General features: G+C 70.1%; 11 protein-coding genes. 3 read left to right on the forward strand and 8 right to left on the reverse strand.

Annotation, left to right across the window (positions count from 1 at the left end; all coding sequences use genetic code 11):
• Nucleotides 1–219: 219 nt before the first annotated feature.
• From AB0E91_RS25795 to AB0E91_RS25805, 3 genes are all read left to right on the forward strand, one after another.
• Nucleotides 220–717 (forward strand): hypothetical protein, encoded by a 498-nt coding sequence (locus AB0E91_RS25795; RefSeq protein ID WP_361786462.1) that lies wholly within the window; start codon nt 220–222, stop codon nt 715–717.
• A gap of 309 nt (nt 718–1,026) precedes the next feature.
• Nucleotides 1,027–2,610, forward strand: a complete 1,584-nt coding sequence (locus AB0E91_RS25800; protein ID WP_361786465.1) for an acyl-CoA carboxylase subunit beta — start codon at nt 1,027–1,029, stop codon at nt 2,608–2,610.
• A 23-nt stretch (nt 2,611–2,633) separates the two neighbouring features.
• On the forward strand, nt 2,634–2,822 hold the full coding sequence (locus tag AB0E91_RS25805) for an acyl-CoA carboxylase subunit epsilon (protein WP_356095393.1): 189 nt from the start codon (nt 2,634–2,636) through the stop codon (nt 2,820–2,822).
• Nucleotides 2,823–2,944: 122 nt separating this feature from the next.
• Here the strand turns inward: AB0E91_RS25805 and AB0E91_RS25810 are convergent, their stop codons facing one another.
• The 8 genes from AB0E91_RS25810 to AB0E91_RS25845 form a co-directional block, all read right to left on the reverse strand.
• Nucleotides 2,945–3,526, reverse strand: a complete 582-nt coding sequence (locus AB0E91_RS25810; protein WP_361105885.1) for an ATP/GTP-binding protein — start codon at nt 3,524–3,526, stop codon at nt 2,945–2,947.
• Nucleotides 3,507–4,073, reverse strand: a complete 567-nt coding sequence (locus tag AB0E91_RS25815) for a DUF742 domain-containing protein (RefSeq protein ID WP_361786470.1) — start codon at nt 4,071–4,073, stop codon at nt 3,507–3,509. The genes AB0E91_RS25810 and AB0E91_RS25815 overlap by 20 nt, the downstream gene beginning before the upstream one ends.
• 96 nt (nt 4,074–4,169) lie before the next feature.
• Nucleotides 4,170–4,583, reverse strand: a complete 414-nt coding sequence (locus AB0E91_RS25820; protein WP_005479603.1) for a roadblock/LC7 domain-containing protein — start codon at nt 4,581–4,583, stop codon at nt 4,170–4,172.
• Nucleotides 4,584–4,593: 10 nt separating this feature from the next.
• Entirely contained in the window at nt 4,594–7,872 is a 3,279-nt protein-coding gene (locus AB0E91_RS25825) for a nitrate- and nitrite sensing domain-containing protein (protein ID WP_361786473.1), read from the reverse strand.
• A 402-nt stretch (nt 7,873–8,274) separates the two neighbouring features.
• Nucleotides 8,275–8,850 (reverse strand): ATP/GTP-binding protein, encoded by a 576-nt coding sequence (locus AB0E91_RS25830; protein ID WP_030793795.1) that lies wholly within the window; start codon nt 8,848–8,850, stop codon nt 8,275–8,277.
• The gene (locus AB0E91_RS25835; protein ID WP_161183362.1) at nt 8,831–9,229 is read right to left on the reverse strand and encodes a DUF742 domain-containing protein; all 399 of its coding nucleotides are present in this window, start codon (nt 9,227–9,229) and stop codon (nt 8,831–8,833) included. The genes AB0E91_RS25830 and AB0E91_RS25835 overlap by 20 nt, the downstream gene beginning before the upstream one ends.
• 111 nt (nt 9,230–9,340) lie before the next feature.
• On the reverse strand, nt 9,341–9,754 hold the full coding sequence (locus AB0E91_RS25840; RefSeq protein WP_018544706.1) for a roadblock/LC7 domain-containing protein: 414 nt from the start codon (nt 9,752–9,754) through the stop codon (nt 9,341–9,343).
• A gap of 9 nt (nt 9,755–9,763) precedes the next feature.
• Complete coding sequence (locus AB0E91_RS25845) at nt 9,764–13,690, reverse strand: nitrate- and nitrite sensing domain-containing protein (RefSeq protein ID WP_361786478.1); 3,927 nt, start codon at nt 13,688–13,690, stop codon at nt 9,764–9,766.
• Nucleotides 13,691–13,986 lie beyond the last annotated feature (296 nt).

Raw genomic sequence — 13,986 nt, forward strand, 5'->3', positions numbered from 1 at the left:
CCTCGAGAGGTTGTTTAAGGTTCAACGAACCCTGCGGTTACGAAGGTAACGCCATTCTGTTTGGTTTTCAACATCATCCGGTGCGTGTTTTCACGCCAACACACAGTCACCACGTCCGCCCTCTGGCGGACGCGCGTAGAACTCGGGCACCATCTGCGGTGCGCCACCTGCACAGCCGCCCCACAGGAAGCACGGCCCACCGCAGGAAGGGTTCCCCACGTGAAGATCCGTTCCGTTCTGACCGCGCTCGCGCTCGTCGTCGCGCCCGGAGTCGCCGTCGTCGGCACCGCCTCCGACGCCTTCGCCGTCACCAAGATCACTCACGCCACGGCCACGCAGATGTTCCGCGACGTCGGCATCACCTGGTCCTCTTCCGGAGGCTGCTCCAACCGCAACAACTCCACCTGTACGTCGTTCGACCAGCTCAACCTCCCCACCGCCCAGGGCGCCCAGACCCTCAAGCGGGCCACCGGCTGCGCGCTGAACATCACCGGCGGCACCGAGACCGGCCACGCCTCGGGGACCTACTCGCACTGGAACGGCTACAAGCTGGACTACGGCAAGAACACCTGCGTGACCTCGTACATCAAGAACACCTTCACCTACATCGGGCTGCGCGGCGACGGCGCGCCGCAGTACCAGTCCGGCTCCGGCAACATCTACGCCGACGAGGGCAATCACTGGGACGTCCTCTACTACAACTGCGGCGGCTGCTGAGCGGCCGCGAGGCGGGGGCCGTACCGGGGCGGAAAACCCCGGGACGGCCCCCGCCGCCGTTCGGGGTACGGTGGGCGGGGTCGGCCGTCCGGAGTCCCCGTTTCACCCCACGGCTGGCGTGTCGCGGCATCGGATCCGCGCCCCGCTCCGGTACCGGCCTTTGTGGCACCCCTACAACGCCGACGCCCTCCGGGCAGTCGGAACAGCTGCATGTCGGCATAGTTCTGTTCGGTGGTACCAGGAAAACGCTTCGGAGACTGTACGGAGTGGACGGCTCGCTTTCCTTGATGTCCTTCGTAAGGTCGCTACATGACCGTTTTGGAAGAGACGACGGGTGAGCCGACGGACGCGCGTGGTCGGGTCGCCGAGCTGCACGAGATCCGTGCGCAGGCCCTGGCGGGCCCCAGCGAGAAGGCGACCGAGGCGCAGCACGCCAAGGGCAAGCTGACGGCGCGGGAGCGCATCGAGCTGCTCCTGGACCCGGGTTCCTTCCAGGAGGTCGAGCAGCTGCGCCGGCACCGCGCGACCGGCTTCGGCCTGGAGGCCAAGAAGCCGTACAGCGACGGTGTCATCACCGGCTGGGGCACGGTCGAGGGCCGCACGGTCTTCGTCTACGCGCACGACTTCCGGATCTTCGGCGGCGCGCTGGGCGAGGCCCACGCCACGAAGATCCACAAGATCATGGACATGGCCATCGCGGCCGGTGCGCCGCTGGTCTCCCTCAACGACGGCGCGGGTGCCCGCATCCAGGAGGGCGTCTCCGCGCTCGCCGGCTACGGCGGCATCTTCCAGCGCAACACCAAGGCGTCCGGCGTCATCCCGCAGATCAGCGTGATGCTCGGCCCGTGCGCGGGCGGCGCGGCCTACAGCCCCGCCCTCACCGACTTCGTCTTCATGGTCCGCGAGACCTCGCAGATGTTCATCACCGGCCCGGACGTCGTCAAGGCGGTCACCGGCGAGGAGATCTCCCAGAACGGCCTGGGCGGCGCCGACGTGCACGCCGAGACCTCCGGCGTCTGCCACTTCGCGTACGACGACGAGGAGACCTGCATCGCGGAGGTGCGCTACCTCCTGTCGCTGCTCCCGCAGAACAACCGCGAGAACCCGCCCCGCGCGGAGTCCTCCGACCCCGCCGACCGGCGCGGCGACGTCCTGCTCGACCTGGTCCCCGCCGACGGCAACCGGCCCTACGACATGACCAAGGTCATCGAGGAACTGGTCGACGACGGCGAGTACCTGGAGGTCCACGAGCGCTGGGCGCGGAACATCATCTGCGCGATGGCCCGCCTCGACGGCCAGGTCGTCGGCATCATCGCCAACCAGCCGCAGGTCCTTGCGGGCGTACTGGACATCGAGGCGAGCGAAAAAGCTGCGCGCTTTGTCCAGATGTGTGACGCTTTCAATATCCCGATCATCACGCTGCTGGACGTGCCGGGCTTCCTCCCCGGTGTCGACCAGGAGCACGGCGGAATCATCCGGCACGGCGCGAAGCTGCTCTACGCCTACTGCAACGCGACCGTGCCGCGGATTTCGCTCATCCTGCGCAAGGCGTACGGCGGCGCCTACATCGTCATGGACAGCCAGTCCATCGGTGCGGACCTGACGTACGCGTGGCCCACGAACGAGATCGCCGTGATGGGCGCCGAAGGCGCCGCCAACGTCATCTTCCGCCGCCAGATCGCCGAGGCCGAGGACCCCGAGGCGATGCGCCAGAAGATGGTCAAGGAGTACAAGGCCGAGCTCATGCACCCGTACTACGCGGCGGAGCGCGGCCTGGTGGACGACGTGATCGACCCCGCCGAGACCCGCGAGGTACTGGTCAAGTCGCTGGCGATGCTCCAGTCGAAGCACGCCGACCTGCCCTCCCGCAAGCACGGCAACCCGCCGCAGTGATCGAGCCCTCGGAGACCGAAGCCATGAACACTCCCGACATCCGCGTCGAGAAGGGCCACGCCGAGCCCGAGGACATCGCCGCCATCACGGCCGTCCTCCTCGCCCGCGCCGCGGCCCGCCACACCACCCGCCCCTCCGCAGGCCGCCCCCGCGCCGCCTGGCGCCGCCTGGAGCGCGAGCCCGGCTTCCGCGCCCCGCACAGCTGGCACTGAGCCGCACACGCCCCACGAGAGCGGGCCGCCCCACCCGGGGCGGCCCGCTTCTCCGTGTCCCGCTCCGGAAACCGAAAGGGGCCCCTCCCGACAGGAGGGGCCCCTTTCGCAGCGGGTGTGTACTACCGAAGGCGCGCCATCAGCGCGTGCTCGACCAGGGTGATCAGCGCGCTCTTGGCGTCCGCGCGGTGGCGGGCGTCCGTCGTGATGATCGGGGTGTCCGGGCCGATCTGGAGGGCCTCGCGGACCTCCTCCGGGTTGTAGGGCTGGCTGCCGTCGAAGCCGTTGAGGGCGATGACGAACGGCAGGCCCGAGTTCTCGAAGTAGTCCACGGCCGGGAAGCAGTCGGCCAGGCGGCGGGTGTCGACCAGCACGATGGCGCCGATGGCGCCGCGCACCAGGTCGTCCCACATGAACCAGAAGCGGTCCTGACCGGGCGTACCGAAGAGGTACAGGATCAGGTCCTGGTCGAGGGTGATACGGCCGAAGTCCATGGCGACCGTGGTGGTCTTCTTGTCCCCGGTGTGGGTGAGGTCGTCGATGCCGGCCGAAGCGGACGTCATGACGGCCTCGGTGCGCAGCGGGTTGATCTCCGAGACGGCGCCGACGAACGTGGTTTTGCCCACACCGAAGCCGCCCGCCACCACGATCTTCGCGGACGTGGTGGAGCGGGAAGGCCCTCCGCTAGAGCTTGCGAAGTCCACTGAGCACCCTTTCGAGCAAAGTCACGGCTGGCTGGCCACCGGCGTTCTCGTCGCCGCCGGGCTGATGGATGGCGACCAGGCCCGCCTCCGCCAAGTCGGCGACGAGAATCCTGGCCACGCCGAGGGGGATCGTCAGGAGAGCCGAGATCTCGGCTACCGACTTGATCTCCCGGCACAGGTTGCAGATCCGCTGATGCTCGGGCAGCTGACCCTGCATCTGATGCGGAGCGGCGGTGGTGTGCACCAGTGCCTCGATGGCGAGCTGGTAGCGCGGGCGCGTCCGGCCGCCGGTCATGGCGTACGGACGCACCAAGGGGTTGTTCGAGGCGGCCGGGGCCGACGCCGGCTCGGCGCGGCGCGGGGGCACCGGCTGGATGCGCGGGGCCTGGGGCTGCTGGTAGGGAGCCGGACCGGGACCCTGCGGTACGTAGGGCTGCCGGTGGTCGGGGGCGGAGGGAGCGTACGGGTTCGCGGTACCGCCGTCCTGTCCCTGCACGGGACCGTACGACCAGCCACCCGTATGCGAACCGCCTGGGGGTGTTGCCACTTTCTCTCCTCCTCCGACTGTGCCGGGCATCCATATGCGTGGAGCCGCGTCCCGAAACCTTACGGCCCCGGGACGCGAACGCGCACCGTCCGCTTGCTAGTTGAGAAGGCTGCCCTGGAGTTCCGCACGCAGATCCGGGGTCAGGACCGTGCCCGCGCGGTCCACCAGAAGGGCCATCTCGTACCCGATGAGGCCGATGTCCGCTTCCGGGTGGGCCAGTACGGCGAGCGAGGAACCGTCGGATACGGACATGATGAAGAGGAATCCTCGCTCCATCTCCACAACTGTCTGGTTCACGCTGCCTCCCTCGAAGATCCGGGAGGCGCCTGCCGTCAGAGACGTCAGACCGGAGGCGACGGCCGCGAGCTGGTCGGCGCGGTCGCGCGGAAAGCCTTCGGACATCGCCAGAAGGAGTCCGTCGGCGGAGACCACCACCGTGTGGGACACCCCCGGGGTGTTGTCCACGAAGTTGGTGATCAACCAGTTCAGGTTCTGTGCCGCCTGGCTCATCGGGCTCACACTAACGCTCCTGGTTGTAGGTGCTGTCAGGACCACTGTGCTGATTGTTAGTGGCCTGGCCGTTCGTTTCACTGCCTGCGTTGCGTCCGCGTTCGACGCCGCGACGCAGGTTGCTCAGCCTGCCCCGGACGTCTTCCGGGGCGCGGGAGACCTGTGGGCCCCCCTGAGGGGTGCTCTCGGCGGTGCCCTCGACCAGGTTGGCCTTGGGTACCCGCCGCGGCAGACCGGAGGAGGTGACTCCGCCCGCCTTGGGTTTGCGCAGCTGCGACGCCTGCTGCCAGCGGTCGTCGTTCGCCGAACGCCAGCCGCTGTCGCCGTTGTTCGCGGCGAGCGGGCCCGCCGCGGAGGCCGGCGCCCCCTGCTGTCCGTGGGCCGTGCCGTTCACGCCGTTCGCACCGCTCGTGACGCCACCGCGGCGGGGAAGCCCGGCGTTCGTCATGTCGTGGGCGGCGGGGGAGGCCGGTCCGGGACGCTCGAAGCCTACGCCGTTCCGCTCACTCACGTCACCGGCCTGCGAAGACTCCGTTTCCGCAGCGTACTGGGCCGGATAGTCGTTCTGGAAACCGTTCTGCCCGGACCACTCGTCCTGACGGTTGGCGCCGTCGTACGGACCGAACGCGTCGGGAGCCGAGGCGTGCGCCGGCGCATGGCCGTTCTGCGCCTGCTCCTGGTACACGTCGGGGTAGCCGCCGTTCTGGGCGAAGCCGTCGTTCTGCGGCACCCCGGCGTCCTGGGCGTAGTACTGCTGCTCCTCGTACGGCGCCTGCGGCAGCTCCTGGTACGGCTGCTGCGCCTCGGGGGCGGCGGCCTGCGGGTGCTGCTGCGCCGGGAAGCCGGAGGGGTCCTCGAAGCCCTGCTGCGGCTGCTCGAAGGCATCGGGGAACGCGGGCTGCTGCCCGGTCTCCTCCTGCGGCTGGTGGCCGTGGGTCTCCAGCGCGGCGCGGCGCTCCTCGCGCATCAGCGAGCGGCCGACGGGGTCGAGACCCCGGATGTCGTCCGGCACCTCGTAGCGGCTGTCGTCGAAGCCCAGTTCGGCGGCGGTGCGCAACGGCTGCTGCTGCGGCTGCTGTTGCTGCTGACCGAAGTTCTCGCCCGGGAACTGCTGCTCCGGGATGATCTGCGAGACCGTGAACTCGTCGTGCTCCAGCGGGACTTCGCCGCCACCGCCGTGCGTGATCGCGTCCGGAAGCATGACCAGGGAGGTCGTGCCGGCCTGCTCGCCCGAGGGGCGGAGCTGGACACGGATGCCGTGCCGGTCGGACAGCCGGCCGACCACGAAGAGGCCCATGCGCTGGGAGATCGCGGCGTCCACGGTCGGCGGGTTGGCCAGCTTGTGGTTGATGTCCGCGAAGTCCTCGGCCGTCAGGCCGATGCCCTTGTCGTGGATCTCGATCATCACGCGGCCGTCGGGGAGACGGGTCGCGGTGACCTTGACCTTGGTCTGCGGGGAGGAGAACGTCGTCGCGTTCTCCAGCAGCTCGGCCAGCAGGTGGACGAGGTCGGTCACGGCACGGCCGTGGATCTCGGCGTCCGGGACGCCGGAGAGCTCGATGCGCTCGTACTGCTCCACCTCGGAGGAGGCGGCGCGCAGGACGTCGACCAGCGGGACCGGCTGGTCCCAGCGGCGGCCCGGCTCCTCGCCGGCGAGGACCAGGAGGTTCTCGCCGTTGCGGCGCATACGGGTCGCGAGGTGGTCCAGCTTGAAGAGGTTCTCCAGCTGGTCCGGGTCGGCCTCGTTGTTCTCCAGGTCGGTGATCAGGGTCAGCTGGCCCTCGATCAGCGACTGGTTGCGGCGCGACAGGTTGGTGAAGATCGCGTTGATGTTGCCCCGCAGCAGGGCCTGCTCGGAGGCGAGCCGGACCGCTTCGCGGTGGACCTGGTCGAAGGCGCGGGCGACCTCGCCGATCTCGTCCTTGGTGTGGATCGGGATCGGGGCGACCCGGGTGTCGACCCGGCCGGGGTCGGTACGGGAGAGCTGGTCGACCAGCATCGGCAGACGCTGCTCGGCGATGCCGAAGGCCGCGTTGCGCAGCTGGCGCATCGAGCGGCTCATCTGGCGGGCCACCGTACCGGCGAGGACGAAGGCGAGCAGCAGCGCGATCACGACGGCCGCACCGGTGATGATCGCGGAGATCTTGGCGTCGTCGGCGATGCCCGAGGCCTCGCTCACGGCCTTGTTGGCCATGTCCGACTCGATGGAGCGGTACGCCTTGAACTTGAGGGTGTTGACCGCCCACCAGTTGGCGGGGGTGACGCCCTGCTGGGCCAGCTGCTGCCGCTCGATCGGGTCGGTGGTCTTCAGCTGGGCGAGCGCCGTGACCATGTTCTGCGGGTCGGCGGGCGGAGCCTTGTACGACGGGTCCTGGGCCTTGGCCTCGGCCACCATCTTGGCGCCCTGCGCCTGGATGTCCCGCTTCTCCTGGTCGAGCCGGTCGGAGTCCTCCTGGGTACCGCCGCCGAGGTACTCCTCGACCGCGATGCCCTCCAGATAGGCGTAGGAGGAGAGCGCGACGCGCTGGCTGGCCAGGTTGGGGGCGTCCGGACCGGGCTTCACCAGCATGTGCATACCGATGGAGCGCTCCAGGGAGAGCGCCGCCTTGGTGAGCGAGATGGCGTAGACGGTACGGCCGTAGGACGTGATGTTTCCGGTGCCCAGGCCCAGCTCGTTGGCGAACTCCATGAGCGGGTGGGCGACCTTGATGTAGCCCTCCTCCGTCTGCACGCCGGTGAACTTGGGGCCGTAGGCGCCCGCACGCAGCGTCTGGAGGAAGGGCTCGGTCTCGCGGAACAGCTTCAGCCGGCGCTCCAGGCCCGGCTTGCTCGGCATGTTCTGCGCGGCCTTGTCGAACGCGTCGGCCGCGTCGTCGGTGGCCTTGCGCGCTCCCGTGACCGTCGCCTTGTCCTCGGCGGTCTCGGCCTTGCCCTTCAGCAGGGGAGCGGCGCTGATGTCACGCTCGTTGTACAGGGCGTCGGCGTACGACAGCGACGCCCGCACCAGAATGGCGGTGTTCTCCGCGTCCTGCGCGTCCTGCCAGGTGTCGATCGAGTTCTTCACCTGGAAGCCACCCATGACCAGACCGACCATCACGGGTATGAGCAGGATCGCGTTCAGCCTGGTCGGCACCCGCCAGTTGCGCGGCGAGAACCGGCCTCCGGAAGCCGCGGGTGCTGCGGCCTCGGGCTCCGGACCCGGTGCAACCGGTGCGGGGGCCGCAGCGCGCGGCGGCGGGGTGAAGTTGCCCCGCGCCGACGGCTCGGGACCGTTCTTGCTTCGCCTCACTCGACCAACAACCTCTCGGCGGTCGGCACCGTCTCGTGCCGCAGTCTCTTCAGAGCCCGGTTTGTCTTCGCAGAGCCCGGTTCGTCTTCGGCCACTCAGTACGTCTTTGACCCCTGGGCAGTTCAGGCATTCCAGCACGTGGACCAGCGCAGTTCCAAACAGGGGCAGCGCGGTTGTAAGGCGCAGGTAAAACGGGTCAATACCGAGCGAGTCCCAGCAAAAGGCGGGGGGTTCGTGCGCGCAGCGACACCGGACGAACGCGCCCCGTGGCGATCCCCGGATATTCCTCTGCCGAACTGTTATGAACACCGGAGCCGGCCGTGTCCAAGGCCACAGCCGGCTCCGGTCCGTTCAGGGCAACTGCCGTACGGCAGATCCCACTTGAGTACTGCGGTCGGCGTACTACCGAAGGCGGGCCATCAGCGCGTGCTCGACCAGGGTGATCAGCGCGCTCTTGGCGTCCGACCGGTGACGGGCGTCCGTCGTGATGATGGGGGTGTCGGGGCCGATCTGGAGGGCCTCGCGCACCTCCTCCGGCTGGTACGGCTGCTGTCCGTCGAAGCCGTTGAGCGCGACCACGAACGGCAGACCCGAGTTCTCGAAGTAGTCCACCGCCGGGAAGCAGTCCGCCAGCCGCCGCGTGTCCACGAGCACCACGGCGCCGATGGCACCACGCACCAGGTCGTCCCACATGAACCAGAAGCGGTCCTGACCGGGCGTACCGAAGAGGTACAGGATCAGGTCCTGGTCCAGGGTGATACGGCCGAAGTCCATGGCCACCGTGGTGGTGGTCTTGTCGCCGGTGTGGGTGAGGTCGTCGATGCCCGCGGACGCGGACGTCATGACGGCCTCGGTACGCAGCGGGTTGATCTCCGAGACGGCGCCCACGAACGTGGTCTTGCCCACGCCGAAGCCACCCGCCACCACGATCTTCGCGGAGGTCGTGGCCCGCCCTCCGTCAGAGCTTGCGAAGTCCACTGAGCACCCTTTCGAGCAGCGTCACATCGGGAGCGCCGCCGTTGTTCTCGTCGCCACCCGGCTGGTGGATGGCGACCAGGCCGGCCTCGGCGAGGTCGGCGACCAGAATCCGGGCCACACCGAGCGGCATGGCCAGTAGCGCGGACACCTCCGCGACCGACTTCACCTCGACGCACAGTTGGCAGATGCGCTGGTGCTCCGGGAGCAGTCCCATGAGCGCTGCCGGGTCGGCCGTCGTGCTGATCAGCGCCTCGATGGCGAGCTGATAGCGCGGCCGCGTCCGGCCGCCGGTCATCGCGTACGGACGGACCAGCGGCTGGTCCCCCTCATCGCCGTACGACTCCGCGTACGGATCATGAGAGGCGTTGGGCGGGGTCATGAATCCTCCGGGCGGGACAGCAAGTCGGTCAGTCGTGCCGTCTGACGGGGCCGGTGGGGGGATTGTGGCGGCCGGACGGTTGTTTTGTGAGGTGGGTGGTGCCGGGGCGGGTCAGTGGAGCAGACTGCCTTGTAGTTCGGCGCGCAGATCCGGGGTGAGTACCGCACCCGCACGGTCGACGAGCAGCGCCATCTCGTAGCCGACGAGACCGATGTCGCACTCGGGGTGGGCCAGAACCGCGAGGGACGACCCGTCCGAGACGGACATGAGGAAGAGGAAGCCGCGTTCCATCTCGACGACGGTCTGCGACACGCTGCCTCCCTCGAAGATCCGGGAAGCCCCGGCCGTGAGAGAGGTCAGCCCGGAGGCGACCGCGGCCAGCTGGTCGGCGCGGTCACGGGGGAAACCTTCGGACATCGCCAGCAGAAGGCCGTCGGCGGAGACCACCACCGTGTGGGACACCCCTGGGGTGTTGTCCACGAAGTTGGTGATCAACCAGTTCAGGTTCTGTGCCGCCTGGCTCATCGGACTCAACTAACGCTCCTGCTGGTGAGTGGGGCTGGAAAAGCTGCCGGTCTGGCCGTTGCCGGCCTGGCGGCCCTGCGCGATGCCCCGGCGGAGATTGGTCAGTCGGCCTCGCACGTCGTCGGGGGAGCGCGAAACCTGCGGACCGGTCTGGGTCTGCTGCTGTTGCTGTGCGGTGCCCGGGACGAGGTTCGCCTTGGGCACGCGACGCGGCAGACCGGAGGTGGTGATGCCGCCTGCCGCGGGCTGCCGTACGCGCTCGGCCTGCCGGACGATCTCGTCGTTCGGCGAGGTGCGCCAGGTGCCCGTGGTGGACGAGGAGGAGGCGGGAGCCGCGGCACGCTGCGGAGCCGGAGCCTGGGCGGGCGCCTGCTGGTGAGCGGCCGGGGCCGCCGGAGCGGGGGCCTGCTCGGCCTCCTGCTGGCCGCCGCCGTGGAACCAGTTGGTCTCCAGCGTGTCGTACAGCGGGGTACGGCCGTCACCGGGAGCGCCGGCCGGGGGCAGCGCCGCCCAGCCCTCGTTCGGCGCCTGGCGCTGCGCGGGAGCCCGGTCGGGCTCGGGGGCCGCCTGGCGCTGCGGGAACTGCGGGCGCTGTGCGCCGAAGTCGCCGTGACCGCCCTGCTGCGGACGCTCGAACTGACCGGTGTGCGGTCCGTTCGCGCCGTGGCTGCCGGGCAGCGCGTGCTGACCGGTGTTGCCCGCGTCGTAACCGCCGCCGTCGTACGCCTGCGGCGCCGCGAACTGGCCGGTGCTCTGCGGGTCCTGGCCGCTTCCCGGGCCGCCGAAGCCGTTGTTCTGGGCGTACGGGTCGTGGCCGCCGCCCTGCTGGGCGAACCGGTTGCCCTGCTGGGCACCGGGCCGCTGGAACTGTCCGGTGTTCTGCTGCTCGCCCGCACCGGGACGCGCGAACTGACCGTTGCCGTGCTGGTCGTTCATGCCGGGCCGCTGGAACTGGCCCGTGTTCTGCTGCTCGCTGGCACCGGGCCGGGCGAACTGACCCGTGTTGTGCGGCTGCTGCGGGGCACCCGCACCGGGCCGGGCGAACTGGCCGGTGTGGTGGCCCTCGTTGTTGCCGTACAGGTCCTGGCGCGGGAACTCGCCGGTGCCGGACGGGTCGTGCGCGTCGATGCGGGGCATCTCCGCGGTCGCGCCCGCGCCCTGGCGGTCGTCCACGCGCGGCATCCGCGCGGTGTGCGGGGCCTGCTCGTCGTGGCCGCGCGGGGTGTCCATCGAAGCGCGGTTCTGCGGGGCGTCGCCCCACTCCGGGCCACGCTGCTGCGGGTTGCCGCCGGGCAGCTCGGCACGCGGACCGCCACGCGGCGGCAGCTGGGGCTGACGGCCCTGGTCGGCGCCGCCGCGCGGGGCGGCCGGACCGCGGCCGCCGAAGGCGTCCTGCTGCGGGCCACCCGGCTGCGCGGCCTGGAGACCCTGCGGACCACCGGGCGCCTGACCGTTCTGACCGCCCGGGGCACCGGCACCGGCGGCCTGACGGCCCTGGAACGCGGCACCGGGGCCCTGCGCTCCGCGTCCGCCACCGGGACGGCCGCCCTGGCCGGCACCGGGCAGCGCCGCACGCGGGCCCTGGCCCGCGCCGACCTGACCGCGCGGCGCGGAACCGCCGCCGAGGAGTCCGCCACCGGCGGGAGCGCCGCCGAGGGCACCGCCCTGGCCGCCTCCGCCGTTGTTCCGGCGGGCCGCCGCGGCACCGGCCGCGGCCTGCGCGGCGGCGGGACCGCCACCGGCGCCGGGTCCACCGGCCTTGCCCGGAGCGGGCTTCTTGCCGCCCTGGGCGACGTCGACGGGCAGCATGACCAGCGCGGTCGTACCGCCCGAGTCGGACGGACGCAGCTGAATACGGATGCCGTGTCGCTGGGACAGACGGCCGACCACGAACAGACCCATGCGGCGGGACACCGAGACGTCCACCGTGGGCGGCGCCGCGAGGCGCTCGTTGATCGCGGCCAGGTCCTCCGGGGAGAGACCGATACCGGTGTCGTGGATCTCGATCAGCACACGGCCGTCGGGCAGCGCGTGACCGGTCACCTTGACCTTGGTCTGCGGGGAGGAGAACGAGGTCGCGTTCTCGAGCAGCTCGGCGAGGAGGTGCACGAGGTCGTTGACGACGCGGCCGGCGACCTGGGTGCTCGGCACCGAGGCCAGTTCGATGCGCTCGTACTGCTCCACCTCGGAGGCGGCGGCGCGGAGCACGTCGACCAGCGGGACCGGGCGGGTCCAGCGCCGGCCGGGCTCTTCACCGGCGAGGACGAGGAGGTTCTCACCGTTACGGCGCATACGCGTCGCGAGGTGGTCGAGCTTGAAGAGGGAGGACAGCTGGTCCGGGTCGGCCTCGCGGGACTCCAGTTCGGAGATGAGCGAGAGCTGACGCTGAATCAGGCCCTGGGAGCGGCGCGAGAGGTTGGTGAACATCGCGTTGACGTTGCCCCGCAGAAGGGCCTGCTCGGCGGCCAGTCGGACCGCCTCGCGGTGCACGTCGTCGAAGGCCGCGGCCACCTGGCCGATCTCGTCGCTGGAGTGCACACCGACCGACTCCACGGACGTGTCGACGTCCTGCGGGTCGGACTCGGAGAGCTGCTTGACCAGCTCGGGCAGGCGGTCCTGGGCGACCCGGGTGGCGGTCTCCTGCAGACGGCGCAGCGAGCGGATCATGGAGCGGGCCACGACGAAGGCGCCGACCAGCGAGACGCCGAGCACGAGCAGGATCAGCGCACCGGAGAGGATCGCCTCCTGCTCCGAGGTCGACTTCAGCTCACGGGCCTTCTGCTCCATGTCACCGAGCAGCTCGTGCTCGATGTTCTTCATCTGCTGGAGCTTGTTGGTGCTGTCGTCGAGCCAGTCGCGGTAGGAACGGGCGGGCAGGCTCGCGAAGCCGTTCGTGGACGTCAGGACACGCTTGGCGTACTGGTCGGCCGCCTGGATCTGCGGGCTGTCCTCCTGGATCGGCTGGAGGACCGTCTCCGCTTCCTGGCCGTCGACCTTGCGGAAGATGTTGAGCTCGGAGCGCTCGCTGTCGAAGGCCGCCTCACCGTAGAGGCGGTCGTTCGTGGAGAGCTGGCCCTTGCTGTCGGTGTTGGCGGGCAGCGCGGCGGCGATGACGGCGCGCTGCACCGAGGCGTACTCCTTGGCGCTGGAGAACGCGGACAGCGCACGGGTGCGCTGGATCATCTCCGGGTTGCTGGTCGCCTCGGCCATGTCCTGGGAGAGGTCGATCAGCTGGGTGATCAGCCGGTGGTACGACTCGATGGTCTGGCTGGAGTTGCCGTCGGTGGTGTACGCGTCGTTGCGGACCTTGCTGAGGTTGCCCAGCTGGGAGACGAGGCCGACCACGGTGTCGCGGACACCCTTGAGGTTGCCGTCCTTGCTGGCCGCGTCGATCTGCTCGGCGGTGTCCTCGAAGTTGTCCTTCGCGCGGTCGGACTTGTCGCGGTAGCCCTTGAGGGTGAAGTCCGAGGCCTTGACGCCGTGCGACATCGGACCGGCGGACTGGTCACGCTCGTCCTGGAGCGCCGCGGCGAGCTCGGTGGCGCGCTGGGTCATCTCCGTCAGCAGCTTCATGTTGTCGAGCTGCTTGATGTCGTCCATCGAGTCGCCGATGCGCAGGCCACCGAGCGTGGTGGCCGCGACGACCGGCAGCGCCAGAAGCGACACCAGACGGGTCGAGATGCGCCAGTTGCGCATCGCCAGCCGCGAACCGGGGCCGGCGTCGACGCCCTTGGCGGGCTTCACGGTCGGCGTCGGGGTCACGGAGCCCGGTGTCCCCGACGGCGCGGACGCGCCCGGGCCTCCGGGGCGCTCGCCGTTCTCGGACTGGCCCGGAGCCGGGTTCTGGGCGTGCTGGGGCGAGGCACCGCGGCCGGCCCCGCCGTGCGGCTCCGGCTCGGCCGAAGCGCTGCCATCCCTCTTGAAACGTCCCTGCACTAGCGTCGCAACCTCTGGACCAGGCGCCCCTCCGCGCGAACGGCGGGACACGGTGTCGGCGTCTCGGAGAGCGCCCTGAATACGCCCCCCGTGTTGGTCTTGAAGTGACCGGCGCTGGATTCCCCCCTGTTCTCAACCGCCGCGCGGCGCTGTGTCGCGCCCCCCGCGCCGGCTCGATCCTGCGGCGGTCCGTGGCATTCCAGCACAGTGCCGGATCTCCAACAAGGGACGTACCCCGAGCTGTGACCTACGTGACAGGGAGTGGCGCACGGGACACGAAGCGTGTAAGTCGATCT

The sequence above is a fragment of the Streptomyces sp. NPDC026659 genome, from assembly GCF_040638245.1.
In the GTDB taxonomy this organism is placed as follows: Bacteria; Actinomycetota; Actinomycetes; order Streptomycetales; family Streptomycetaceae; genus Streptomyces.